The sequence below is a fragment of the Citrobacter telavivensis genome, from assembly GCF_041807075.1.
Taxonomy (GTDB): Bacteria; Pseudomonadota; Gammaproteobacteria; order Enterobacterales; family Enterobacteriaceae; genus Citrobacter_A; species Citrobacter_A telavivensis.
This window is the reverse complement of the sequence record NZ_JBGUBF010000015.1, coordinates 15,446-40,591: the sequence shown is the minus strand read 5'-3', so window position 1 is coordinate 40,591 and position 25,146 is coordinate 15,446. Positions and strand designations below refer to the sequence as shown.

The window sequence follows — 25,146 nt, the reverse complement described above, 5'->3', positions numbered from 1 at the left end:
GATAAGGCGACAGCCGTCATCCGGCAAAAACAACTAAATGCCCGATGGCGCAGGCTTATCCGGCCTACAAACGGTGAACGTGTAGGCCGGATAAGGCGACAGCCGTCATCCGGCAAAAACAACTAAACGCCCGATGGCGCAAGCTTATCGGGCCTACGAACGATGAACCTGTAGGCCGGATAAGGCGACAGCCGCCATCCGGCAAGCTTTCTGGCGTTAGCTAACTGCACACCACTTTGATAGCCAGGCCGCCGCGCGATGTTTCGCGGTACTTATCGTTCATGTCCTTACCCGTCTCGTACATGGTCTCGATGACTTTATCCAGCGAGACGCGCGGCTCAGAGGTGCGGCGCAGTGCCATACGTGCGGCGTTAACGGCTTTAACCGCGTTGATCGCATTGCGTTCAATACACGGAATCTGTACCTGTCCGGCCACCGGATCACAGGTTAAGCCAAGGTTGTGCTCCATCGCGATTTCCGCCGCGATGCAAACCTGCGCCGGACTGCCGCCCAGCAGTTCAGTCAACCCCGCCGCGGCCATTGAACTGGCCACGCCGATTTCCCCCTGACAGCCGACTTCCGCCCCGGAAATGGACGCATTCATTTTGTACAGCGCCCCGATGGCCCCGGCCGCCAGCAGGTAGCGAGCAATGGAGTTGGCATTCAGCGGGCGACGGAATTTATCGTAATAAGCCAATACCGCAGGAATAATACCGCATGCGCCATTGGTTGGCGCAGTCACCACGCGCCCGCCTGCCGCATTCTCCTCACTGACCGCGAGCGCAAACATGTTGATCCAGTCGATGACGTTCATCGGATCGCTGGAGAGACTGTCATTGGAGACCAGCAAACGGCGTAGCGCCACCGCGCGACGCGGCACATTCAGTGGACCGGGTAAAACCCCTTCGGTATTCATCCCGCGTTCAATGCCACCCTGCATCACATCCCAGATCTGGGCGAACCCGGCATCAATCTCCGCCTTACTGCGCAGCGCCAGTTCGTTTTGCATCATCAGTCCGGAGACCGAAAGGCCGTTGTGCTCACACAGTTTCAGCAATTCTCTGGCGGAATGGAAATCATAAGGGACCGGCGTTTCTACGTCGTGCGCCTGACCAAAGCGCTCTTCCTCCACGATAAACCCGCCGCCAATGGAGTAGTAGGTTTTACTCAACAGCGTGTCCTGGTTTTCCCAGGCGGTGATCCGCATTCCGTTCTCGTGCCGTGGTAGCGTTTCTTCATGAAAAATAATGCTCTCGGCAACCGGGAAATCAACGACATGCGTCCCCTCAGCAACCGGCAATCGACCGGTACGGGTCACCTCGCCAATAAACGCGGGGATGGCGTCAATGTTGACGCTTTGCGGACTGTTCCCGGCCAACCCCATCATAATGGCGGTATCAGTCGCATGGCCTTTTCCGGTCAGCGACAGCGAACCATACAAATCAACCGACATGCGCGTCGTGCGCGATAAGCGTCCACTGCTGACCAGTTGATCGATAAAACGTTTTCCTGCATTCATCGGGCCTACGGTATGGGAGCTGGAAGGACCAATGCCAGGTTTGAAAATATCGAATGCGCTAATCATTTCTACACCCTCGGACTCGTTCAGTGGAGACCAGGTTTTCATACGCATAGTGAATCGGGGCGATCCGCAGACCGCCCCGATAACGTTACATCGCCTGGGTGAAAGTACGCGAAATGACGTCCTGCTGCTGCTCACGGGTGAGTGCGTTGAAGCGCACAGCGTAGCCGGAGACGCGGATCGTCAGGTTCGGATAGTTTTCCGGATGTTCAATGGCATCCAGTAACATCTCCTTGTTCATTACGTTAACGTTCAGGTGCTGCCCACCTTCCACGTGTGCTTCATGGTGGAAGTAACCATCCAGCAGCCCGACCAGGTTGGTCTTGCGCACCGGATCCTCTTTCCCAAGTGCCGCAGGCACAATCGAGAAGGTGTACGAAATCCCGTCCTTCGCGTAGGTAAACGGCAGTTTCGCGACCGAAGTCAGCGAGGCAACCGCGCCTTTGCGATCGCGTCCGTGCATCGGGTTAGCGCCCGGCGCGAATGGCGTCCCGGCGCGACGTCCGTCCGGGGTATTCCCGGTTTTCTGCCCGTACACCACGTTGGAGGTAATGGTCAGAATCGACTGCGTCGGTACCGCGTTCCGGTAGGTTGGCAACACTTTAATTTTCTTCATAAAGCGTTCAACCAGATCGCAGGCGATGCTGTCCACGCGCTCGTCGTTATTTCCGTATTGCGGATATTCCCCTTCAATCACGAAATCGACCGCCAGCCCGTTATGGTCACGAACCGGTTTCACCGTTGCATACTTGATGGCAGAGAGCGAATCCGCCGCCACCGACAGTCCGGCAATACCGCATGCCATCGTGCGATAAACGTCGCGATCGTGAAGCGCCATCAGCGACGCTTCGTAACTGTACTTGTCGTGCATGTAGTGGATGATGTTCAGCGCGCTGATGTACTGCACCGCCAGCCAGTCCATAAAGTGATCCAGACTGTCCATCACGGTGTCGTAATCCAGCACGTCGTCCAGCAGCGGCGCGGTTTTCGGCCCCACCTGGATTTTCAGCTTCTCATCCACACCGCCGTTGATCGCATACAGCAGCGTTTTGGCGAGGTTGGCGCGCGCACCGAAGAACTGCATCTGTTTACCGATCACCATCGGACTCACGCAGCAGGCAATCGCGTAGTCATCGCTGTTAAAGTCGGTACGCATCAGATCGTCGTTTTCATATTGCAGCGACGAAGTGACGATAGAGACCTGCGCGGCATACTTTTTAAACGCAATCGGCAGCGCTTCTGACCACAGCACGGTGAGGTTGGGTTCCGGTGCCGGTCCCATCGTGTGCAGCGTATGCAGGTAACGGAAGGCGTTTTTGGTCACCAGTGTGCGACCATCCAGCCCCATCCCGCCGATCACTTCCGTCGCCCAGATCGGGTCGCCGGAGAACAGCGTGTCAAACTCCGGCGTACGCAGGAAGCGCACCATGCGGATCTTCATAATGAAGTGGTCGATCAACTCCTGCGCCTGTTGCTCTGTGAGGATCCCGGCGTTAAAGTCGCGCTCGATATAAATATCGAGGAACGATGCGGTGCGGCCCAGCGACATCGCGCCGCCGTTTTGTGATTTCACCGCCGCCAGATAGGCGAAGTAGACCCACTGTACCGCCTCTTGCGCGTTACGCGCCGGACGAGAGATATCGCAGCCATATTTCGCCGCCATCTCCTGCATTTGCAGCAGCGCGCGACGGTGCTCCGCCAGTTCTTCACGCAGACGAATCGTGGCTTCCAGACTCTGTCCCCACTCCAGATTCGACTGGAGATCGGCAAACTGCAGTTCACGCTCACGAACCAGATAGCGGATGCCGTACAGCGCTACGCGACGGTAATCACCGATAATACGCCCACGACCGTAGCCGTCCGGCAAACCGGTCAACACACCGGATTTACGGCAGCGCAGCATGTCCGGAGAATAGGCGTCAAAAACGCCCTGGTTGTGCGTTTTACGCAGCTCAGTGAACAGGTATTCGAAGTTCGGATCCATTTCACGACCATAAGCATCGAACGAGCTTTTGATCATGTTGACGCCGCCAAACGGATGCAGCGCGCGCTTCAGCGGTTTATCCGTTTGCAGACCGACTATCTTCTCCAGTTCTTGCTCGATGTAACCCGCATCGTGTGCGGTAATGGTGGTCGCAATATTGGTATCGAAATCGACTGGCGCATGCGTCGCGTTTTCGATACGAATGCCCGCCATCACCTTTTCCCACAATGCGGTGGTTGCAGGCGTTGCGTCAGCGAGGAAGGATTCATCCCCTTCATAAGGCGTATAGTTGTGCTGAATAAAATCACGGACATTAATTTCTTCTTTCCAGTCCGTACCTTTAAAGCCAAGCCATGCTTCGGCATACAGCATATCGCTGGTATCGATATCTACCTTCATGAAAAATAATCTCTCTACAGAACTACAAATAAATTAGGCGTATTCCATGGCTGCATTAATGCGGCCTAATTGAATCGCATCGAGCGCAATCATTTTTTCTTCGTTCGTCGGGATCACGGCGCAATTAACCCGGGCATCACGGGTGGAAATAATGCGTTCGCCATGAGAATTCGACAGGTTATTTCGGTCGCTGTCGATATTCACCCCCAGTACCGCCAGATGTTCAACCACCAGGCGACGAATTAATACCGAGTTCTCACCAATACCGCCGGTAAAAATAATGCCATCCAGACGATGTAACGAGGCAGCATGACCGGCAATATGACGGGCAATTCGGTGAACAAAGGTTTTAATCGCCAGTTGTGCGCGCTCATGCCCTTCATGCCAGGCTTTTTCCAACACCCGCAGGTCAGACGACAGGCCAGAAATCCCAAGCAAACCGGACTCTTTATTCACTACCCGCTCCAGATCGCTCAGAGTCTGATGGGTTTCACTGGCTACCCACGCCATCGCGCCGAAGTCCACGTCGCCGCTGCGTGTGCCCATCATCAGCCCTTCCAGTGGCGTCATCCCCATAGAGGTGTCGACGCTGTGTCCATTACGGACGGCGCAAATTGACGCACCGTTGCCGAGGTGGGCAATCACCAGACCAGAGTCCTGTTCGGGCAGCGTTAGCAGTTCATGGGCACGTTGAGAAACATAGCGGTGCGACGTTCCGTGAAAACCATAGCGCCGCACGCCCAGTTCTTCGAAATACTTCCACGGCAGACCATACAGATAAGCCTCTGGCGGCATGGTCTGGTGGAAGCTGGTATCAAATACCGCCACCTGTGTGACGCCGGGGAACAGATGCTGTGCGGATTCAATCCCGCTCAGGTTCGCGTAATTATGTAACGGTGCCAATGGTGAAACACGGCGAATATTGTCAATCACCTCATCGGTAATAATGGCTGACTCGGTAAAGATATTTCCACCGTGAGCAATGCGGTGGCCAATTAAGGCCACGCTGTCATTTAAATTACGTTTTTCCAGTTCAAAAGCAATCGCCTTTAATGCGCCTTCGTAGCTGTGGTGAGCCAGTGTGACTGGCTCACCTCCATTTACAGATAAGAACGCATTTTCCGAATTAATACCATCCGCAATGCCTGCCATTAATACATCGCAGTTATTTGCATCCAGTACTGAAAACTTAATTGAAGACGATCCACAATTAATGACCAGAACTATCGGAAACTCATTCATTTCACTACTCCGCTCATCCTGAGCTTAAGGATTAAAACAGTTTGTACACGATATTCAGAATGGTCAGCAGACCAATGATGGTGACAAACACGTTATCCAGACGACCACGGTATTTCGCCAGCGACGGTGCCTTACGAATGGCATACATCGGCAGCAGGCACAGCAGTGAAGCAATAATCGGTGCACCCATCGCTTCAATCAGGTCCAGAATGTTCGGGTTGGCGTAGGCAACAACCCAGGTGGAACCCATGATGAAGATCATGCTGATGGTGTTGAGCTTGCCAGAGGACACCTTCGTTTTATCGCCTTTATAACCGAACTTCAGCACCAGACCGTTCAGCCCTTCCAGCGTTCCCAGATAGTGACCGAAGAAGGATTTAAAGATGGCAACCAGCGCAATAATGGACGCGCCATATTCCAGCACAGTGGCAAAAGTCGATTTCGTACCGGACAGGGACGCGAAATGGTTTGCCAGATAAGACAGTACCGGAATGTTTTGCGCTTTCGCATCCGCCATATTTGCCGGAGAGAGCGTGAACAGGCAGCTAAAGGCGAAGAACATGACCACGGCCACCATCAGCATGCTGGCGCGAGAGATGATCTGAGAACATTTCTGCTCGGTGTATTCACGACCAAAATCTTTCTCGTACTCTTCACGTTTAGAGACCACGAAAGACGAGACGATCGGCGAGAAGTTGAATGAGAACACCATGATGGAGATCCCCAGCCACACGGTGACCAGAATGCCATCGTGACCGGTTAACGCGATATTGCTGATATCGACCTGATCGATCACCGCAGAGTTCCAGTAAGGGATCAGCGACAGCGAGATCAGCACCAGGCTGGCAATGAACGGCCATACCAGGTAGCTCATCACTTTAACCATCAGATCCTTACCAAACCAGATAACGAACGCCATCAGCAGCAGCAGGAACAGGGCCACAAAGCCGCGGTTCAGCGCTGGCATCTGCAACTGGTTTTCCCAGAACGTCATAAACGTGTTGGTAATGGTGACGCCATAAATCCACAGCAGCGGACAAATCGCGAAGAAATAGAGGAACGTGATAACCACGCCGCCCGTCTTACCAAAGTGCTCTTCTACCGTTTCCGTGATGTTGCCAGACGGGTTTGACCCGGACAGACACAGACGCGCCAGCGCGCGGTGGCAATAAAAGGCGATGGGGTACGCCAGTACCAACATCAAAAGAATGGGGATTAAGCCGCCAAATCCTGCGCGGATGGGGAAGAACAACACCCCGGCGCCGATGGCAGTACCAAATAAACCCAGTGTCCAGGTGGTGTCCGATTTACGCCAGGACGACTGTTTTGTCTGGCTGGATACAATGCTGTCAGTAGTACTCATATCCTATCCTCAACGAAGAGATTAATAGCCGGATTTACGCGTCAGCTAAACCCGTAATTTGCGATACACGAGAAAGATCGATATTTCCGCCAGAAATGATGCTGACCGTTTTTCTGTTCTGGATATAACCATCTAATTTCCCACTTAATAAAGCAGCACATGCCAGTGCACCTGCACCTTCGGTCACCACTTTATTACGTTGAATTAAAGCAATCATGCTGTTGCGAATTTCGTCTTCGCTGACCAGGACAATGTCATCCACTAATTCACGCACAATTTCGTAGGTTAAATTACCCGGGCGGGAAACATCACAACCATCCGCCAGGGTGCCGGTCGTTCGGTGCGTGGTTATTTCTCCAGCCTGATAAGACGCCGCCATGCCGTGCACGTTTTCGGACTGCACGCCAATCACTTTAATGGTCGGGTTAATTGATTTAATGGCGATAGCAATACCTGCAATTAAACCGCCGCCGCCGATAGGAACAATCACGTTATCGACGTCATACAGGTCTTCCATAATTTCCAGACCGATAGTGCCCTGGCCGGCAATGACTTTCGGATCGTCATACGGCGGAATAAAAATACGCCCTTCCATTTCGACAATCTCACTGACCTTGGCGATGGTGTCGTTGAAGTTGTCGCCGTGCAGCACCACTTCCGCAGAGTAGTCGCAGGTGGCGGCCACTTTCGACTTCGGCGCGCCTTTTGGCATCACCACTTTGCCATCAATACCCAGCATTGCGCAGGAGAGGGAAACCCCTTGTGCGTGGTTACCCGCTGAACAGGCGACAACGCCTTTGCGTTTTTCTGCATCCGTCAATGAGCTGAGTTTGTTAAATGCGCCACGAATTTTAAATGAACCGGTACGCTGCATGTTTTCAAATTTAAGGAATATTTCCCCTTTGCACCGCTCACTAAAATAGTTTGAGCGAGGCATGCCTGTTTTATATATTTTCCCCGCCAGTCTTTTTTTTGCTTCGAGGATATCTTCAATGGCAACCGGGAGATCGTAAGTAATGTGCATTGTAACCTCTTACCTGATAGTAAAGTAATAGATAGCCGTAACCAACGTCTGATATTAAGATCGATGGTATGAATAAAGGATTAAATTAAATTTAATCGGTTAGTTGATTTCAATTAATTGCTTTCGCCTGCAACCTTTATAAGATGAATATTCTTTGGCTAATTCAACCAAAACAGAAGCAGCTTTTTTAATGCGATAGTTTTTTGACCATATTGCGGCATAGCGCGCAATGGGTAACGATTCTTCTACAGGGAGAGTAATAAACTGGTTTGAACCAAAAGGTGCGGCCATGTCGCACGGAATCACTGTCAGAAAATCAGCATTGAGAACAAGATTATAAATGGTCACAACAGAGTCAGTTTTAACGATGTTTTCAATGCTGATGCCATTTCTTTGCAGGGTGGTGAGGAGTTCGCTGTAGTAGCCCATATTCGTTTGTGGCAACACCCACTGTTCGTTCTGCAACGATTCCAGTGTGGTGGTGCCGGTGCATGTTCGGGACTTATTCGCCACCAGCACGAACTCCGACTCAAAGAGCGGCTCGACGTGCAGATCCTGCAATTTCATTTCGTCGCTGAGCGTACCAATCGCGAAGTCCAGTCTCCCGTCGCGGATCGCTGGCAGGAATGAGGAGAGTTGCGCCTCATACATGGAGACCTGCGATTTTGGGTAGACCTCTTTAAACTTCTGGATCATATCGGACATAAAGGTAAAACCAATCAGCGAAGGAAACCCGAATGAGATATCAACCACCGTGTTGTCGGTCATGCTGTTCATCTCATTCACCATGTTTTTCATCTCACGGGTGATGGATTCGGACCAGGAAAGTAAAACCTGCCCGGCATGGGTTAAGGTGACACCGGTATTTTTGCGGACCACCAACTCAACGCCGAAATAAGCTTCAATATCGTTAATGATTTTACTGACAGCCGGCTGAGTTAACCCTAATTCTTTTGCCGCAGAACCGATAGAACCGCTTCTGATTACTTCCTGAAAGACCACCAACTGCTGTGTTTTTGGGAGAGCAAACGTATTCATATCGACCTGCGTTAATAACTTTGTTGACGGCGTGAAGTGTAACAAATTACGTGAAGCAGGATATGTGCGACTACTCACAAATTGCCTTCACCTATATTTAAAGGGGTTATTATAAAATAAATAACTTGTTTGAATTCAATTGATTACACAAATACCATGTCACTTTAGTCTGATTTTTGTCAAAAAAATAGGGGGGGATAACAATATTTTATGGCGATAACACACGTTATTTTCACCTCAGGTTTAAAAATGAGGAATGACGATATTTCAAGCAATTATCGAGCAGTTAATGGCCAAATTGTTCATTAAATTTAATAAGTAATTTATCAAATATAATTATACTCAGGACATAAGTTGAGATAAATAACGTTATACATCACGTTTTTTTGCCTTATTTGTTTATAAACAAACATTGAATTTATCATTAATTAAATATAAGCATACAAATAATTATCATTTACAACAATGCATTAACACTGACATTTTTCACTTTTACAGAGTGTAATTTTATCTAAGAGAACGTTTGCTTTTCATTTCTCCCGACAAACTAACCACTGGCAGCGTTTTGTGTTGCCGCTCACAGAACCAGAAATCTCTTATTTGTGAGCAGCTCAAAACCATGCCGGATGGCGATGCTATCGCATCTTATCCGGCCTACAGGAGCTACAGGAGCGGGGTCGACGTTCGTAGGCCTGATAAGCGAAGCGCCATCAGGCAACAGCGTTGTTGCAGCCTGTAAAAGCAAAAACCCGCCGAAGCGGGTTTATACATTATGAGGTGAAGCTGACCGATAAGGCGCTTTCTTTCGGGTATAGCGTCGTGGACAGTCATTCTGCGAGCAGCTCAAAACCATGCCGGATGGCGATGCTATCGCATCTTATCCGGCCTACAGGAGCTACAGAAGCGGGGTCGACGTTCGCAGGCCTGATAAGCGAAGCGCCATCAGGCAACAGCGTTGTTGCAGCCTGTAAAAGCAAAACCCGCCGAAGCGGGTTTATACATTATGAGGTGAAGCTGACCGATAAGCCGGGTTCTGTCGTGGACAGTCATTCATCTAGGCCAGCAATCGCTCACTGGCTCAAGCAGCCTACCCGGGTTCAGTACGGGCCGTACCTTATGAACCCCTATTTGGCCTTGCTCCGGGTGGAGTTTACCGTGCCACGGACTGTTACCAGCCGCGCGGTGCGCTCTTACCGCACCCTTTCACCCTTACCTGATCCCACTTGCGTGGGCCATCGGCGGTTTGCTCTCTGTTGCACTGGTCGTGGGTTTCCCCCCCAGGCGTTACCTGGCACCCTGCCCTATGGAGCCCGGACTTTCCTCCCCTCCGCCTGTCTCCCTCGAAAGGGACGACGACGAAGCGGCGACTGTCTGGTCAGCTTCGGCGCGCAGTATAGAGGGTTTGCACGCCCTTGTCACCCCGCACTGCGCATTCCCACCGCCAGCGTCGCCGCAATGTTTCGCGATGCCCGGTAAATGTTGTCAAATGCGCCGCGAAAAGCCTCTTCCAGAGTACCAATACTGGTTAATACGCTGAACACGGCATCGATCCCATATTGATGCACCACGCCGACATCCCGCGTCAGACTGCCCGCAATACCAATCACCGGCTTGTGGTATTTTTTCGCTACGTTCGCCACGCCAACCGGCACTTTGCCGTGAATACTCTGGCTGTCGATGCGCCCTTCACCAGTAACAACCAGCGTACAGTCGTGAATATGTTCTTCCAGATTGAGCGCCTGAGTGACTATCTCAATCCCGCTTTTCAGCTCCGCGCCGAGGAATGCCATCAGCGCCGCCCCCATGCCACCTGCCGCGCCTGCGCCAGGCACGTTTTTCACATCCACACCCAGCGATTTTTTAATGATGTCTGCGTAGTGAGCCAGATTGCGGTCCAGTTCGAGGATCAACGCCTCCGTCGCCCCTTTTTGCGGACCAAAGATCCGCGAGGCGCCCAGCTCGCCCACCAGCGGATTAGTCACGTCACAAGCGACGCGGATAGCACAGTTTTTTATACGCGGATCCAGACCAGACACATCAATGGTGTTGAGACTATTCAGGCTGCCGCCGCCGTAGCCCATTTCAGTTCCGTTGGCATCACACAACTTCGCCCCCAGCGCCTGAACCATCCCGGCGCCACCATCATTGGTCGCGCTCCCGCCAATGCCGATAATAATATTGCTCGCCCCACTGTCCAGCGCCTGCAAAATAAGCTCCCCGGTGCCGCGCGAAGTGGTAATCAGTGGGTTACGTTTATCGGGGGGAACCAGCGCCAGTCCGCTGGCTGCCGCCATTTCAATAAACGCGGTCTTTCCATCGCCTGACATGCCCCAGCTGGCATTCACTTTTTCACCCAGCGGTCCGGTCACCAAAGCGGAATGTGCAGAACCGTGCGTGGCGGCAATCATGGCTTCAACCGTCCCCTCACCACCATCGGCGACCGGAACGGAAACATACTGCGCATCGGGGAAAATTTCCCGAAATCCTTTTTCTATCGCCTGCGCTACCTCAGTAGCTGAAAGGCTTTCTTTATAAGAGTCTGGGGCAATTACGATTTTCATGATGATCGCCTGTTACTGCACAACGCCGGATGGCGTTTTACTTATCCGGCCTACAATCCAGGCCCGGATCGCGACGCGCCATCCGGGCACAAGGTCATTAGCGAGTGACTTCCACTTTCGCCAGTTTTTCGTAATAGCACGCCAGCGCACTGTGGTCGGCGGTTCCCAGGCCGTCAGCACGCAGCGCCTGCATCATCTCCATAACTGCCGCAGTCAGCGGAAGCTGAGCACCAACACCGTGAGACGTATCCAGCGCGTTAGCCAGATCTTTAATGTGCAAGTCGATACGGAAACCTGGCTTGAAGTTACGGTCCATCACCATCGGCGCTTTCGCATCCAGTACGGTACTACCCGCCAGGCCGCCACGGATCGCCTGATAGACCAGATCCGGATTCACACCGGCTTTGGTTGCCAGCGTCAGCGCTTCGGACATCGCCGCAATGTTCAGCGCCACAATCACCTGGTTTGCCAGCTTGGTGACGTTACCCGCACCGATGTCACCGGTATGAACAACGGAACCCGCCATGGCTTTCAGCAGGGGATAGTACTTATCGAAAATCGCCTTGTCGCCGCCAACCATCACCGACAGCGTGCCGTCGATGGCCTTTGGTTCACCGCCACTCACCGGCGCGTCCAGCATATCGATGCCTTTGGCTTTCAGCGCGTCGCTGATTTCACGGCTCGCCAGCGGCGCGATAGAACTCATATCGATCAGCACTGTGCCCGGTTTCGCCCCTTCGATAATGCCGCCTTCGCCCAGCGCTACCTCTTTCACATGCGGAGAGTTCGGCAGCATGGTGATGATGACATCACACTGCTCAGCAATCGCTTTAGCGTGAGGAGCGGTTTCTGCGCCTGCCGCGATAACGTCAGCGATCGCTTCAGGATTACGGTCAGAAACCACCAGCGAGTAACCTGCTTTCAGGAGGTTTTTACTCATTGGTTTACCCATGATACCCAGGCCAATAAAACCAACTTTCATAGTCATATCAATAATCTCTCTTGTTTCGGTGGTGGTTATTTCTTAAAGGAGTCAGCCAGCTTCTGCGTGGCGGAACGGAACACGCCCAGGTCGCTACCGACGGCAACAAACGTAGCGCCCCATTCCAGATAGCGACGTGCGTCGGCATCAACCGGTGCCAGAATGCCGCTCGGCTTGCCGTGCGCTTTCGCGCGGGCAAAGATGTGCTGAATGGCTTTTTGCACCTCAGGATGAGACGCATTGCCGAGGTGGCCTAACGCCGCCGCCAGATCGCTTGGGCCAACGAAAATGCCGTCGACGCCTTCGGTGGCAGCGATAGCATCGACGTTATCCACGCCCTGCTGGCTCTCAATCTGCACAATGATGGTGATGTTCTTGTTGGACTGCGCGAAGTAATCCGGGACGGTGCCAAACATGTTGGCGCGATGCGATACAGACACCCCGCGGATCCCTTCTGGCGGATAGCGCGTTGATGCGACGGCATTCACCGCCTCTTCTTCCGTTTCAACAAACGGGATCAGGAAGTTGTAAAAACCGATATCCAGCAGACGCTTGATAATGACCGGCTCATTGGTTGGTACACGCACAACCGGCGCGCTGGCACTGCCTTTCAGCGCCATCAACTGCGGAATAAAGGTGGAGACATCGTTTGGCGCATGTTCGCCATCCAGCACCAGCCAGTCGAAGCCCGCCAGTCCTAAAACTTCGGTACTGATTGGGCTTGCCAGCGCTGACCAGCAGCCGATCTGAATCTGATGCGCAGCCAGCGCTGCTTTGAACTTGTTCGGGAAAATGTCGTTATTCATCACTTTTACCTTGTCACTTAACCGTTAATTATTTCTGCAGTTCCATACGTTTAATGTCACCGACAATAAACAGGTAGCACACCATTGCCATTAGCGCGGAACAACCAACGAATACCAGCGCAGCGTTGAAGGAGTGCAGTTCACTTACCAGGTAACCGATAACCAGTGGCGTTACGATGGATGCCACATTGCCAAAGACGTTAAATACTCCGCCGCACAGGCCAACAATCTCTTTCGGTGCGGTATCCGAGATAACCGGCCAGCCCAGAGCGCCAAATCCTTTACCAAAGAAGGCCAGCGCCATCAGCGTCACCACCAGCGCGGTGTTGTCGGTGTAGTTGCACAGAATGATGGTGGAGGCCAGCAGCATTCCCAGCACAATTGGCAGCTTACGTGCAACGGTGATAGAAAAACCGCGCTTAATCAGATAGTCCGAGAACACACCGCCCAGCACGCCGCCGGCGAAACCACACAGTGCCGGAATCGAAGCCACCAGACCCACTTTCAGGATCGACATCCCTTTTTCCTGCACCAGGTAAATCGGGAACCAGGTCAGGAAGAACCAGGTGATGGTGTTGATGAAATACTGTCCGAAGAACACGCCGAGCATCATGCGGTTGGTCAATAACTGCTTGATGTAATGCAGTTTCGGACCACTGGCCACTGCGTTGCCAGGCTTTTTGTGGTCCATATCCACGACCGCACCGTTTTCAGAGATGAACTTCAACTCTTCTGCGGACATCCGCGGGTGGTCAGTGGGGTTATGAATCAGTTTGACCCACAGCGCCGTCAGGACAAACCCGATGACGCCCATCACGGTAAAGACGTGCTCCCAGCCCCAGGCAAAGGTCAACCAGCCCAGCAGCGGCGAGAACAGTGCCAGTGAAAAATACTGGGCAGAGTTAAAGATGGCCGACGCGGTTCCACGCTCTTTGGTCGGGAACCAGGCCGCCACGATACGGGCGTTTGCCGGGAATGAAGGCGCTTCCGAGAAACCCAACATAAATCGCATAAAGAACATGGAGACCCCTGCCCAGGCCAGCGGGAACATGTCCACGAAGCCTTGCAGGAAGGTGAACAGCGACCAGAAGAACAGGCTGTAGGTGTAAACTTTTTTCGAACCAAACTTATCGAGCAGCCAGCCGCCGGGGATTTGCATCAGCAGGTAGGCCCAGCCAAATGCAGAGAAGATGTAGCCCATCGACACGGCGCTCAACTGCAACTCTTTGGCGACTTCGGTACCGGCAATGGATAGCGTCGCCCGGTCCGCATAGTTAACCGCAGTGACAATAAAAATTATCAACAGAATTAAATAGCGGGTATGCGTACCTTTCTTTTTTTCTTCAACTGTATCCAGGATCATTTTATTTACCTCAGGAACTTAAGCAGACGTATTTATTATTATTTATTGATGACAGACGCTATCGCTTATTAATTAATGCAGATACTCATTTCGTGATTCAGTATAATCAGGCGGGAAGCATTAAGCATTGTGCAGATGCTCATTAACAATGCTTATTACAAATAATATCTTGAGCACATGCACATAACGCTGGGCGCTGATGCACATATTTACGCTTTACTCCCCCTGATAGCAGGGCTTTCACCATAACGAGTGATCTGGATCACATTCTTAATTTTGAACTCCTGACATCCTTATTTCACGACAGGACATCCTTATTTTAATAATCAGATTCGTAGAACCCTCTATATTAATATCACCCCCGGCTGGAGAATACTGGACAATGGCCAACATCGAAATCAGACAAGAATCGCCGAGCGCATTTTATATAAAGGTCCACGAGACAGATAATGTGGCGATCATTGTTAATGACAATGGTTTGAAAGCCGGGACGCGTTTCCCGGATGGACTGGAGCTTATTGAGCATATTCCACAGGGACATAAAGTCGCGCTGGTGGATATTCCGGTTCATGGCGAAATCGTACGTTATGGTGAAGTGATCGGCTACGCCGTGCGCGACATTCCGCGTGGAAGCTGGATTGATGAATCCATGGTTGAGCTGCCGAAAGCCCCGCCGTTGAATACCCTGCCGCTGGCGACCAAAGTACCGGAACCACTGCCGCCGCTGGAAGGCTATACCTTTGAAGGGTACCGCAACGCCGATGGCAGCGTGGGCACCAAGAATCTGCTCGGCATCACCACCAGCGTGCACTGCGTGGCGGGCGTGGTGGATCACGTCGTCAAAATCATCGAGCGCGATCTGTTGCCTAAATACCCGAACGTCGATGGCGTGGTGGGACTTAACCACCTGTACGGCTGCGGCGTGGCAATTAACGCCCCTGCTGCGGTGGTACCTATCCGCACCATCCATAACATCTCACTGAACCCAAACTTTGGCGGTGAAGTGATGGTCATTGGCCTGGGCTGTGAAAAACTACAGCCGGAACGTTTGCTGGAAGGCACGGACGATGTGCAAAGTATTCCGGTAGATAGCGCCAGCATCGTCAGCCTGCAGGACGAGAAGCACGTGGGCTTTCGCTCCATGGTCGATGATATCCTGCAGGTTGCTGAGCGCCATCTGGCCAAGCTGAACCTGCGCCAGCGCGAAACCTGCCCGGCCTCTGAACTGGTCGTCGGGATGCAGTGCGGCGGCAGCGATGCGTTTTCCGGCGTGACGGCAAACCCGGCGGTGGGCTATGCCTCTGACCTGCTGGTACGCTGCGGGGCCACGGTGATGTTCTCTGAAGTCACCGAAGTCCGTGATGCGATTCATCTGCTGACGCCTCGCACCATCAACGAAGAGGTCGGTAAACGTCTGCTGGAAGAGATGGCCTGGTACGATAACTATCTCGATATGGGAAAAACTGACCGCAGCGCTAACCCCTCTCCGGGTAACAAAAAGGGCGGTCTGGCGAATGTAGTGGAAAAAGCGCTGGGCTCAATTGCGAAGTCCGGCAAAAGCGCGATTGTCGAGGTGCTCTCTCCGGGCCAGCGTCCGACCAAACGCGGTCTGATTTATGCTGCGACACCAGCCAGCGATTTTGTCTGCGGCACACAACAGGTGGCTTCCGGGATCACCGTGCAAGTGTTCACCACCGGTCGGGGCACCCCATATGGCCTGATGGCCGTGCCGGTCATTAAGATGGCGACCCGTACTGAACTGGCAAACCGCTGGTACGACTTAATGGATATCAATGCGGGCACCATCGCCACAGGCGAAGAGACCATTGAGGACGTCGGCCAGAAGCTGTTCGAGTTTATTCTTGATGTCGCCAGCGGCCGTAAAAAAACCTTCTCCGACCAATGGGGACTACACAACCAGCTGGCGGTGTTTAACCCGGCGCCAGTGACCTGATATTTTCGAAACGAAAGCAACCGGGAAAACGGGGAGTGCTCCCCGTTTTTCTTCCCGTCCCCGAAAGATAAAGTGATAGTGCTCGCAGTTTTGAAGGTTAATTTTTCACCCGACATTTTTCGATTTTCACCGGTAGAAAAATCCTAAGCTGTTGAAAGAAAGCGCAACACCTGAAGTCTCCCTTTCTGCCCTCTTTTCGTTTTGATAAAAGAGAAACCTACCGAAAGCGCCACCGGTTTTAATGCGATAATCCCCTCATTTTTCCCCCTTTGACTTTCCCCTTTGTTAAACAGAATATTCAATGGCTTCTGTAATTTACCTCACCGACATTCTGACCCGAATAAAGAGGGAAGTTATGTATACCTTAAATAAGAATAATGTCGCCCTGGCATGCCTTTTTACATGTTTACTGACGGCACCGGCTATCGCCAGTGCTGAAGGCCAGACGACAGATAAACCCGTTAAATTACGCTACACGCTGTGGGATCGAAATCAACTTCCCGGCGAACAGCAACTGGTTAATGAGTTTGAAAAAAATAACCCCGGTGTGAAAGTTGAAATCGAGTTAACGCCTTATGATCAATATTTCATAAAACTCAGTTCAGCGGTCGGGGGAAATGTTGCGCCGGATGTATTCTGGATGAATATGCCGAATTTTCAGCAGTACGTTAAAAACGGTATGCTGGAACCACTGACCCCTTATTTAAAAGATAAATCATCGCCCAACCTTGATGACTTTGTGAAAAGTTCCGTCGATGCTTATCAGTTCCAGTCAAAACAATACGCTATACCTCGTGATATCGACGCCATTGCCGTCTGGTATAACAAAAAAATGTTTGATCAGGCGGGCGTGGCTTATCCCGATAAAAACTGGACGTGGGACGATTTAAAACAGAAATCAGAACAGCTACGTAAAAAACTGGATCAACAATCTTATCCACTGGCAATGGAATTCAGCAGCGGTCAGGACAGCTATTTTAACCTGCTGTTACAGGCCGGCGATAAGATTGTCCTGCCTGAGGGTAAAACGGATGTTGCCAATGACAACGCGATCGCGGTATATCGCGACGTTCAGGGTATGCTGAAAGCGGGACTGATCCAGCCCCCAGGTGAAATGGAAGCATCCGATGTCTTCCAGTCCAGCAGAGTCGCAATGGTCTACGCGGGCTCATGGTGGGCGCTACCCTTCTCACAAAACGAACTGATCAAAGATCATATTGGCGTAGTCCCAATGCCCAAAATGGCAGAACAGGCTGGCGTCTCGCATAGCCTGGCATTCGCCATGTCGGCCAAAAGCCAACATAAAGAAGCGGCCTGGAAGTTCATTGAATTTATGAGTTCTGAACATGCCCAGCAAACGCTGGCCGCGGGTAAAGTGGTGATTCCGGCCAATCAGAAAGTCGCCAAAGCGTGGGCTGAAGGCTTTAAGGATATCGATGTCTCCGCCTATATCGATTCACTGGCGTTTTCCCATAAATATCCCACTGCCGGTTCCAATACCGCAAAATGGAATAGCATTCTTAACGATGGGCTGAAGAAAGTCTGGATGGGGAATGATCCGCAACAAGTGATGCCCGGTGTTGCAAAACGCGTTGAGCGTGAAATGCAGAAATAATATTGAGGGAGCCCGGCTCCCTCTCACCTCTCCTGCGTAAACCCATTTATTGTTTGTAAAGTGAGCATCCCGGAGTCTGTATGAGCTATTCAGATGAAGCGACATCTCCGCCGTTATCGGCCAGGGAACCCAATAAGAAATCCCTGACCCGACTGGAAAAAGAAGAACGTTTCTGGGGGTGGATAATGATTCTGCCGCTACTGGCGGGATTAGTTATTTTTTACTTTACGCCGTTCTTCCAGAACGTATTTTACAGTTTTACCGATCTGGGCGAATTTCAGATCTGGACGACAATCAGTCTGGATAATTACATTAATTTATTCAGCGATGATGAATTCCGCTCAGCCATATTTAACACGCTGGCCTACGTCTTTATTTGTGTACCGGCGATCACGGTACTGTCTTTACTGCTGGCCATTGGTTTAAACCAGGCGATTCGCGGTCAATGGTTGTTCCGCACGCTGTTATTTCTTCCGGCCGTCACAATGCCAGCCGCCATTGCGATGGTCTGGCAGTGGTTGATGAACCGTAATTTCGGTTTGCTCAATCAGATCCTGGCCTATTTCGATATCCCTGCCATCGGTTGGCTGTCCGATCCGGATATTGTCCGTCTGAGCGCGTCACTGGTCATTATCTGGTCGGCTATTGCTCTGAAGATGATCATTCTGCTCGCCGGACTGCAGGGGATCCCCAGGCAAATCTATGAAGCTATGTCTCTGGATGGCATCAGTAAACTGCGCGGCTTCTGGTCAATTACCCTGCCGTTGATGATCCCGACGCTGTTCTTTGTTCTGGTGATCTCATTTATCGAAACGCTGCAAATATTCGATGTGGTGTATCTGCTGTTTGGCAGTTCTTCCATGGTGGACGATCAGACCATGACCATCGCTTATCTCTTTTATAAATATGCCTTTATCTACCATGAAAAAGGGTACGCCTCAGCGATTGCCGTGGTGATTTTCGTTATCACGATGGTACTGACCCTGCTGCAAGTATGGATAGGCAAACGGCTTAAGGCACAGTAAGGCAACCACTATGTTCATGACAAAACGTGATAAATGGCTGATTTATGGCCTGATGATCCTGGCAACGCTGGTCACGGTGGTTCCCTTTCTCTGGATGGTGATCACCTCGTTTAAAACCCAGGCGGAAAGTATTGCCTTCCCGCCAATCCTGCTGCCCGCCAATCCGGGGTTTCAGGCGTACGATAAAATCTTGCATGAGATGCCGTTTGACAGCTTTTATTTTAACTCGATCGTTTCCACGCTGGTCATCGTCATCTTACAGACGCTGATTGCCGCGATGGCGGCGTATGGCTTCTCCCGCCTGCGTTTTAAAGGGCGCGATATCCTCTTTATGCTCTGCATTTCGATTCTGATGGTCCCCGGACAGATCTTTTTGATCCCGCAGTTTTTAACGATCGAAAAAATAGGCCTGCTGAACTCGATTCCCGGTCTGGTGCTGCCGGGGTTATTCAGTATTTATAGCGCTTTTTTATTGCGTCAGTTTTTTCTGTCCGTACCGAAAGAACTGGAAGAAGCGGCAATTATGGATGGATATAACCATTTAACGATCTTTTTCAAAATCATGCTGCCGCTGATTAAACCCGGGCTTATCGCCTGCGTCATTATTAACGGGTTGTGGAGCTGGAATAACTTAATGTGGCCGCTCATCGTCAATACGTCGATGGACAAAATGACGCTGCCAGTGGGACTGGCCTCGCTTTCCGGCCGTTCAGGGGTGGAGTACCCCATGCTCATGGCCGGGGCGTTACTCGCGATTATCCCCATGTTGTTACTTTATATTTTCTTCCAGCGCTATTTCATTCGTGGCATCGCCGGTGCCGGAATTAAAGGATAAGGGGCATTGTTATGTCAGGCATTCAATTACAGTCAGTAGGCAAAATCTATCCGAATGGCTTCCAGGCGATTCATGGCGTTGATCTTGAAATTCATGATGGCGAATTTATGGTTTTTGTCGGGCCATCCGGCTGCGCAAAATCAACGTTGCTGCGCATGATCGCCGGACTGGAAGATATTACTCAGGGTCATATTTCAATTGGCGAACGGTGCGTCAACGATCTGCTGCCAAAAGAGCGCGGCGTGGCGATGGTCTTTCAAAATTACGCCCTCTATCCCCACATGACTATCTACAAAAATATGGCGTTCAGCCTGCAGGGCAAAATGAACAAGCAGGAGATTGATGTTCGCGTACGGGATGCCGCGCGCAAACTGGAAATCGAAACGCTACTCGACAAAAAGCCCGGTCAGCTTTCAGGGGGACAATGCCAGCGCGTGGCCGTTGGCAGGGCCATTGTTCGTAAGCCTGAAGTGTTTTTGTTTGATGAGCCGCTGTCCAATCTCGACGCCAAACTGCGCGTGTCGATGCGCGTGCGCCTGACGGAACTTCATCGCCAGCTGCGTCACGAAGGCGTGAACGCGACGATGGTGTATGTCACCCACGATCAGATTGAAGCAATGACCATGGGAGACCGCATTTGTGTACTCAACGGCGGACGGATTATGCAGGTCGACACCCCGGGCAATATCTACCATCAGCCAAAAAATAAATTCGTGGCGGGTTTCATCGGTAACCCGGCAATGAATATTCATCTTCTGGCACTCGATCCCGATACGCGCGGACTCCGTCTGGATGACGCGCTGATCCTGCCCTTAACCGCACGACTCGCCTCCCAACTGGCGGATTATCCGCACGACAGCGTCTGGTTTGGCATCCGGCCAGAGGCGATTCAGTTGGCGCAGCACAACGATCCTGCGGCGTTCGACGCCCGGGTAACCAACGTGGAAAGAATGGGCAATGAAGATCTCCTGCATTTCAATATCGGCGCACAGCTAATGATCTTGCGAGTCAATTCGTCACCGGACTGGAACCCTCTCCCCGGCGAATCGATCAAAGTGAAATTCAATCTTGACGCCGCTTTTTTATTCGACAAGCAGGATGAAGAAAATTTAGCCAGGTCCTGATGTCGCGTACGTCATTGGCTGGCGCAAAAAATATCCGTTTGTTTTTTCATGCCCCACGACGCAGAACAACGCGAATTCAGGCGAGGGCAAAATGAGAGGTTTATATGTGTGCAAAGAAAGTGACCGTATTAGTGGTTGGCGCAGGCGCGCGCGGCGAAATATATTCTCGTTACGCGCTTGAACATCCGGACCGTATGCAGGTTGTCGGCGTGGCAGAGCCCAGAGAGGCGTATCGCCAACAATTTGTCGCTCAGCATAATATTGAGCAGGAAAATATCTTTAACGACTGGAAAGCGGCGGCGGCTCGTCCGCGAATGGCAGACGTCGTGCTGATCTGCACTCAGGATACAATGCACAAAGAGCCTGCCATCGCGTTTGCCGACCTCGGCTATCATATTTTGCTGGAAAAGCCTCTCGCCCCCACGCCGGAAGATTGCCGCACCATCATTGCGGCGGTGAAGCGCAACAACGTTTTATTGGGTGTCGCCCACGTTCTGCGCTACACCCGCTACACGCAGAAACTCAAGTCCCTGCTCGACAGCGGGGTGATTGGCGAGATTGTCAGCATGCAGCATCTCGAGCCGGTGGGTTACTGGCACCAGGCGCACTCTTTCGTGCGCGGTAACTGGCGTAATGAAGCGGAATCGTCGTTTATGCTGCTACAAAAATCCTGCCACGATATGGACTGGATCCGCTACATCATGGGCGACCACTGTCAGGATGTGACCTCATTTGGCAACCTGAGCCATTTCGTGAAGGAGAACCAGCCGGAGGGTGCCGCCGATCGCTGCCTGGATTGCCAGGTTGAAGCGACCTGCCCCTGGTCAGCCTGCAAAATTTATCTTGGCGAGGATCACAAATGCACGCCGCATTTCCGTCGCGTGCTGACGGCGGATCCCACAGAGGAAAATGTCCGCCAGGCGCTGCGCGAGGGGCCGTATGGCCGCTGTGTTTATCGCTGTGATAACGACGTGGTGGATCATCAGGTGGTCAACTTACGCTTTGCCCATCAACAAACCGTCACGTTCACCATGACCGCCTTTACCCGCATGGAAGATCGAAAGACGCGGCTTTTCGGTACGAAAGGCTATCTCGAGGGCAATGGCGAGCAGATCCGGGTGTTTGATTTTCTGACGGACCGCGAGACGGTCTACGCGATCGAAGAGATCGCCGCAGGCACACAAACCCAGATGGGAGGCCACGGCGGCGGTGACTACTATCTGATGGATCGCTTTATTCACGCCGTGATGGCGGGCGATCAAAGTATGATTCTCTCCGGCCCCGATGAAGCACTGGAAAGTCACTTAATGGTCTTTGCCGCAGAGCGCGCTCGCAAGGAAAACTGTCTGGTTACACTGTGAAGTTCGAGGAGATGTGGCATGTTTTACGGTGTTGATATTGGTGGCACAAAAACTGAAATTGTCGCCTTTGATAAGGAAATGCAGGTTCGCTGGCGCAAGCGCGTGGCCACGCCGGTTCAGGATTACGAACTTTTTCTCTCGACCTTTACCTCGCTTATCGATACAGCCGACTGGGCAACAGGCATGCAGGGCAAAATCGGCATTGGCATGCCCGGATTGATGGACAGGCATACCGGAAAGCTGCTGTCGTCGAATGTCCCCTGCCTGACCGGGCGTCAGGTAATGAACGATCTGGCGCATCGACTCAACCGCTCGGTGGCGCTGGATAATGACTGTTGCTGCTTCGCGCTGTCGGAAGCGCATACTCATCAGGCTCGTCAGTTCTCACGAATTTTTGGTGCGATTATCGGTACCGGCATGGGGGGAGGACTGGTGATCGACGGGCAGTTATATCGTGGGCGTAACCGGATGGCCAGCGAGTTTGGCCATCTACCGCTACCCGCCACCTTTATGCGTCGCTATAACCTGCCGGAAATCAAGTGCGGCTGCGGCCTACAGGGCTGTCTGGAGCGCTACCAGTCCGGGCCTGGTTTACTCTGGCTGCATAAGCACTTAAGCGGTGAGCCGCTCAAAATGGAGACGCTGCTGGAAAACTACCGTCATGGCAACGCCAGCGCCGTCGCCACCGTCGAGGCGTGGATTGATATGCTGGGCTGTACGCTGGCGCAACTGCAGCTCATTCTGGACGTCGACGCCTTTGTTCTGGGGGGAGGCGTCTCCAACATTGAGGAAATTTACACCCTACTGCCGGGTGCCATGTCGCGCTACCTCTTCCCCGGTCTGGCTCCCGCTAACGTCTTCCCGGCCGTGCACGGCGCGTCCAGCGGCGTACGCGGTGCTGCCCTGTTGCTGGTCGAACAGGATGCGCTGATGCACTAAGACGTCGCCGGCAAAAACGCGTTTTGCCGGCGACGTCCCTTATTCATCCACGATAACGACATCCACCCCCATCTGGCTGAGCGCCTGATGGTAATGCGCCGGGATACCGCTGTCGGTAATCACCCGATCAATACCGTTAATTTCACTGATCATGCAAAAACTCTTGCGGCCGAACTTACTGGAATCCGCCACCACCGTGACCTCCTGCGCCACCTGACACATCACCTGGTTAAGGTGCGCTTCTCCCGGATGCGGCGTGGTGATCCCGGCTTCCAGACAAAATCCATCGACGCCCAAAAAAAGCTTATCAAACCGATACTGTCTGAGCTGATGTTCCGCCGAAGGGCCATACAGCGAGTAAACGCTTTGCCTGACATTTCCCCCCAGGATCATGACATCCACACGTTCAAAATTGGCCAGTTCCCAGGCAATGTTCAGCGCGTTGGTCATCACCACCAGATCGCGGCGACTTTTCAGCAGCGGAGGAATAAGCGTGGTGGTCGAACCGGAATCAAGAATCAACGTGTCACCATCTTTCACAAAGCTGGCCGCCTTTTCCGCAATGCGCGATTTCACATCGCGGTTCAGTCGATCTTTATCCTGTAAGGGACGATCGAGGGCAAAATGTTGATTTAACACGGCTCCGCCATAGGAGCGCATGACGCAGCCTTTCTGCTCGAGATAACGTAAGTCATTGCGGATCGTGACGCTTGAGACACCGAAATGCACACTGAGGGGTTCGACACGAACGCTGCCTTGATCGCATAACAGGTCAATTATTTGCTCGCGACGTCTTAAGTTATCCAGCATTGCTTTTGCTCCATTGCATGTTGTTATGTTTTAGCGATTTATCGCTTTCGTTTTCTTTTAAATATATTAAATCAGAAGACTTAAGGCGAATTTGTGAACACGTCTACAGCGCGGATTTTGGCAAAAACACCGCTTTTTCTTTCGTTTTATCTAAACCGAAAATGGGAAAGGCGAAAGATCGAAAAGCGTGCAGGACAGGTGAGCGGGAGACTGGGACGAAAAATCAGTGAAAAAACGAAAGCGGGTTCGTAAAAAACCCGCTGACATTTTTCTTTTTGTTTAATTGAAGGACATCACAATTTTGAATTTTAACGACGCCACCTAAACGATAATGACCTCAACGCCGCTGCGATGAAACTCCTTCAGGCTCTCTTCCGGGATGCCTTCATCGACGATGATGGTATGAATACGTTGAGTATCAATAATTTTATGCAGGCTCGAGCGGTTAAATTTGCTGGAATCGGTGACCACGATAATCCGTTCCGCCACTTCACACATCCGGCGATTCAGTCGGGCTTCGTCTTCGTTGTGGGTACTGACGCCCCGCTCTAAATCAATGGCGTCGACGCCCAGAAACAGCATATCGAAGTGATAATTCTGCAACGATTGTTCGGCCTGGTCGCCGTAAAACGACTGCGACTGCCGACGCAGATGACCACCGGTCATCAGCAGCTCCACCCCATCCGCGTCCAGTAAAGCATTAGCGACGTTCATCCCGTTGGTCATCGCTATCACATCGGTATGCTGACGCATCAGGCGCGCAATCTCATACGTCGTTGTGCCGGAGTCCAGGATCACGCGGTGACCCGGTTTGATAAGCCCCACGGCCGCTTTGGCGATACTGCGTTTCACCGCCGTGTTCAATGAACTTTTATCTTCGACGGAAGGCTCCGCGCCCGGCGTATTACTGTCGCAAATCAACGCGCCGCCATAGGCGCGAACGGCGATCCCCTGCTTTTCCAGGAACGCCAGATCGTTGCGGATCGTCACCGTGGAAACGCCGAACAATCCCGAAAGATCGTTCACCTGTACGCTTCCTTGCTGCCGCAACCGCTGGATAATCTGCTCACGTCTTTCGCTGGTGCCTGACACCCGCTTTTCTCCAGAAGCATCGGTATTGCTCATAAGAAATCCTTTGG

The 25,146-nt window shown here is 52.1% G+C and carries 19 protein-coding genes and 1 other RNA gene; 7 read left to right on the top strand and 13 right to left on the bottom strand.

All coding sequences use genetic code 11. The features are described 5' to 3' along the window. Positions 1 to 220: 220 nt before the first annotated feature. From tdcG to garP, 11 genes are all read right to left on the bottom strand, one after another. On the bottom strand, positions 221 to 1,585 hold the full coding sequence (gene tdcG / locus ACERJC_RS25030) for an L-serine ammonia-lyase (protein ID WP_152406098.1): 1,365 nt from the start codon (positions 1,583 to 1,585) through the stop codon (positions 221 to 223). 85 nt (positions 1,586 to 1,670) lie between these two features. After that, positions 1,671 to 3,965, bottom strand: a complete 2,295-nt coding sequence (gene tdcE, locus ACERJC_RS25025; RefSeq protein ID WP_102602845.1) for a 2-ketobutyrate formate-lyase/pyruvate formate-lyase — start codon at positions 3,963 to 3,965, stop codon at positions 1,671 to 1,673. Positions 3,966 to 3,998: 33 nt separating this feature from the next. Continuing rightward, positions 3,999 to 5,207 (bottom strand): propionate kinase, encoded by a 1,209-nt coding sequence (tdcD, locus tag ACERJC_RS25020; protein ID WP_178824150.1) that lies wholly within the window; start codon positions 5,205 to 5,207, stop codon positions 3,999 to 4,001. A gap of 31 nt (positions 5,208 to 5,238) precedes the next feature. Continuing rightward, on the bottom strand, positions 5,239 to 6,570 hold the full coding sequence (gene tdcC / locus ACERJC_RS25015; RefSeq protein WP_152406100.1) for a threonine/serine transporter TdcC: 1,332 nt from the start codon (positions 6,568 to 6,570) through the stop codon (positions 5,239 to 5,241). A gap of 34 nt (positions 6,571 to 6,604) precedes the next feature. Further along, complete coding sequence (gene tdcB, locus ACERJC_RS25010) at positions 6,605 to 7,594, bottom strand: bifunctional threonine ammonia-lyase/L-serine ammonia-lyase TdcB (RefSeq protein WP_152406101.1); 990 nt, start codon at positions 7,592 to 7,594, stop codon at positions 6,605 to 6,607. 99 nt (positions 7,595 to 7,693) lie between these two features. After that, positions 7,694 to 8,632: a transcriptional regulator TdcA gene (gene tdcA, locus ACERJC_RS25005; RefSeq protein ID WP_042325209.1), complete on the bottom strand. Its 939-nt coding sequence runs from the start codon at positions 8,630 to 8,632 to the stop codon at positions 7,694 to 7,696. Positions 8,633 to 9,638: 1,006 nt separating this feature from the next. Continuing rightward, positions 9,639 to 10,015, bottom strand: an RNA gene (rnpB, locus tag ACERJC_RS25000) — RNase P RNA component class A. A gap of 32 nt (positions 10,016 to 10,047) precedes the next feature. Continuing rightward, entirely contained in the window at positions 10,048 to 11,193 is a 1,146-nt protein-coding gene (garK, locus tag ACERJC_RS24995) for a glycerate 2-kinase (protein ID WP_178823121.1), read from the bottom strand. A gap of 97 nt (positions 11,194 to 11,290) precedes the next feature. Further along, positions 11,291 to 12,181, bottom strand: coding sequence for a 2-hydroxy-3-oxopropionate reductase (gene garR / locus ACERJC_RS24990; protein ID WP_286631649.1), 891 nt, complete (start codon positions 12,179 to 12,181; stop codon positions 11,291 to 11,293). Between the two features lie 29 nt (positions 12,182 to 12,210). After that, positions 12,211 to 12,981, bottom strand: a complete 771-nt coding sequence (garL, locus tag ACERJC_RS24985; RefSeq protein ID WP_046487582.1) for a 2-dehydro-3-deoxyglucarate aldolase — start codon at positions 12,979 to 12,981, stop codon at positions 12,211 to 12,213. A gap of 28 nt (positions 12,982 to 13,009) precedes the next feature. After that, on the bottom strand, positions 13,010 to 14,344 hold the full coding sequence (gene garP / locus ACERJC_RS24980) for a galactarate/glucarate/glycerate transporter GarP (protein WP_178823119.1): 1,335 nt from the start codon (positions 14,342 to 14,344) through the stop codon (positions 13,010 to 13,012). 382 nt (positions 14,345 to 14,726) lie between these two features. Between garP and garD the strand changes: the two genes are divergently transcribed. From garD to ACERJC_RS24945, 7 genes are all read left to right on the top strand, one after another. Next, entirely contained in the window at positions 14,727 to 16,298 is a 1,572-nt protein-coding gene (garD, locus tag ACERJC_RS24975) for a galactarate dehydratase (protein ID WP_373672702.1), read from the top strand. Between the two features lie 355 nt (positions 16,299 to 16,653). Then, a complete protein-coding gene (locus ACERJC_RS24970; protein ID WP_373672703.1) occupies positions 16,654 to 17,913 on the top strand; it encodes an ABC transporter substrate-binding protein in 1,260 nt (419 codons plus the stop codon). A gap of 80 nt (positions 17,914 to 17,993) precedes the next feature. After that, positions 17,994 to 18,938: a carbohydrate ABC transporter permease gene (locus tag ACERJC_RS24965; protein WP_152406112.1), complete on the top strand. Its 945-nt coding sequence runs from the start codon at positions 17,994 to 17,996 to the stop codon at positions 18,936 to 18,938. 10 nt (positions 18,939 to 18,948) lie between these two features. Next, positions 18,949 to 19,773, top strand: a complete 825-nt coding sequence (locus ACERJC_RS24960; protein WP_373672704.1) for a carbohydrate ABC transporter permease — start codon at positions 18,949 to 18,951, stop codon at positions 19,771 to 19,773. Between the two features lie 11 nt (positions 19,774 to 19,784). Further along, positions 19,785 to 20,897: an ABC transporter ATP-binding protein gene (locus ACERJC_RS24955; protein WP_373672705.1), complete on the top strand. Its 1,113-nt coding sequence runs from the start codon at positions 19,785 to 19,787 to the stop codon at positions 20,895 to 20,897. Positions 20,898 to 21,001: 104 nt separating this feature from the next. Continuing rightward, the gene (locus ACERJC_RS24950) at positions 21,002 to 22,258 is read left to right on the top strand and encodes a Gfo/Idh/MocA family protein (protein WP_373672706.1); all 1,257 of its coding nucleotides are present in this window, start codon (positions 21,002 to 21,004) and stop codon (positions 22,256 to 22,258) included. A gap of 18 nt (positions 22,259 to 22,276) precedes the next feature. Beyond that, positions 22,277 to 23,197, top strand: a complete 921-nt coding sequence (locus ACERJC_RS24945; RefSeq protein WP_178826151.1) for an ROK family protein — start codon at positions 22,277 to 22,279, stop codon at positions 23,195 to 23,197. A 39-nt stretch (positions 23,198 to 23,236) separates the two neighbouring features. Here the strand turns inward: ACERJC_RS24945 and agaR are convergent, their stop codons facing one another. Next, positions 23,237 to 24,007, bottom strand: a complete 771-nt coding sequence (agaR, locus tag ACERJC_RS24940) for a transcriptional repressor AgaR (RefSeq protein ID WP_046487608.1) — start codon at positions 24,005 to 24,007, stop codon at positions 23,237 to 23,239. Between the two features lie 321 nt (positions 24,008 to 24,328). Then, entirely contained in the window at positions 24,329 to 25,132 is an 804-nt protein-coding gene (locus ACERJC_RS24935) for a DeoR family transcriptional regulator (RefSeq protein WP_178826149.1), read from the bottom strand. Between the last annotated feature and the right edge of the window lie 14 nt (positions 25,133 to 25,146).

Bases quoted from the DNA above. Each gene is read 5' to 3' on its own strand.
- ACERJC_RS24960 (WP_373672704.1), top strand. From the start codon at position 18,949: ATGTTCATGACAAAACGTGATAAATGGCTGATTTATGGCCTGATGATC.
- tdcB (WP_152406101.1), bottom strand. From the start codon at position 7,594: ATGCACATTACTTACGATCTCCCGGTTGCCATTGAAGATATCCTCGAA.
- garL (WP_046487582.1), bottom strand. From the start codon at position 12,981: ATGAATAACGACATTTTCCCGAACAAGTTCAAAGCAGCGCTGGCTGCG.
- tdcD (WP_178824150.1), bottom strand. From the start codon at position 5,207: ATGAATGAGTTTCCGATAGTTCTGGTCATTAATTGTGGATCGTCTTCA.
- ACERJC_RS24950 (WP_373672706.1), top strand. From the start codon at position 21,002: ATGTGTGCAAAGAAAGTGACCGTATTAGTGGTTGGCGCAGGCGCGCGC.
- ACERJC_RS24935 (WP_178826149.1), bottom strand. From the start codon at position 25,132: ATGAGCAATACCGATGCTTCTGGAGAAAAGCGGGTGTCAGGCACCAGC.
- tdcG (WP_152406098.1), bottom strand. From the start codon at position 1,585: ATGATTAGCGCATTCGATATTTTCAAACCTGGCATTGGTCCTTCCAGC.
- tdcE (WP_102602845.1), bottom strand. From the start codon at position 3,965: ATGAAGGTAGATATCGATACCAGCGATATGCTGTATGCCGAAGCATGG.
- ACERJC_RS24965 (WP_152406112.1), top strand. From the start codon at position 17,994: ATGAGCTATTCAGATGAAGCGACATCTCCGCCGTTATCGGCCAGGGAA.
- garD (WP_373672702.1), top strand. From the start codon at position 14,727: ATGGCCAACATCGAAATCAGACAAGAATCGCCGAGCGCATTTTATATA.
- tdcA (WP_042325209.1), bottom strand. From the start codon at position 8,632: ATGAATACGTTTGCTCTCCCAAAAACACAGCAGTTGGTGGTCTTTCAG.
- garP (WP_178823119.1), bottom strand. From the start codon at position 14,344: ATGATCCTGGATACAGTTGAAGAAAAAAAGAAAGGTACGCATACCCGC.
- tdcC (WP_152406100.1), bottom strand. From the start codon at position 6,570: ATGAGTACTACTGACAGCATTGTATCCAGCCAGACAAAACAGTCGTCC.
- garK (WP_178823121.1), bottom strand. From the start codon at position 11,193: ATGAAAATCGTAATTGCCCCAGACTCTTATAAAGAAAGCCTTTCAGCT.
- ACERJC_RS24970 (WP_373672703.1), top strand. From the start codon at position 16,654: ATGTATACCTTAAATAAGAATAATGTCGCCCTGGCATGCCTTTTTACA.
- ACERJC_RS24955 (WP_373672705.1), top strand. From the start codon at position 19,785: ATGTCAGGCATTCAATTACAGTCAGTAGGCAAAATCTATCCGAATGGC.
- ACERJC_RS24945 (WP_178826151.1), top strand. From the start codon at position 22,277: ATGTTTTACGGTGTTGATATTGGTGGCACAAAAACTGAAATTGTCGCC.
- garR (WP_286631649.1), bottom strand. From the start codon at position 12,181: ATGACTATGAAAGTTGGTTTTATTGGCCTGGGTATCATGGGTAAACCA.
- agaR (WP_046487608.1), bottom strand. From the start codon at position 24,007: ATGCTGGATAACTTAAGACGTCGCGAGCAAATAATTGACCTGTTATGC.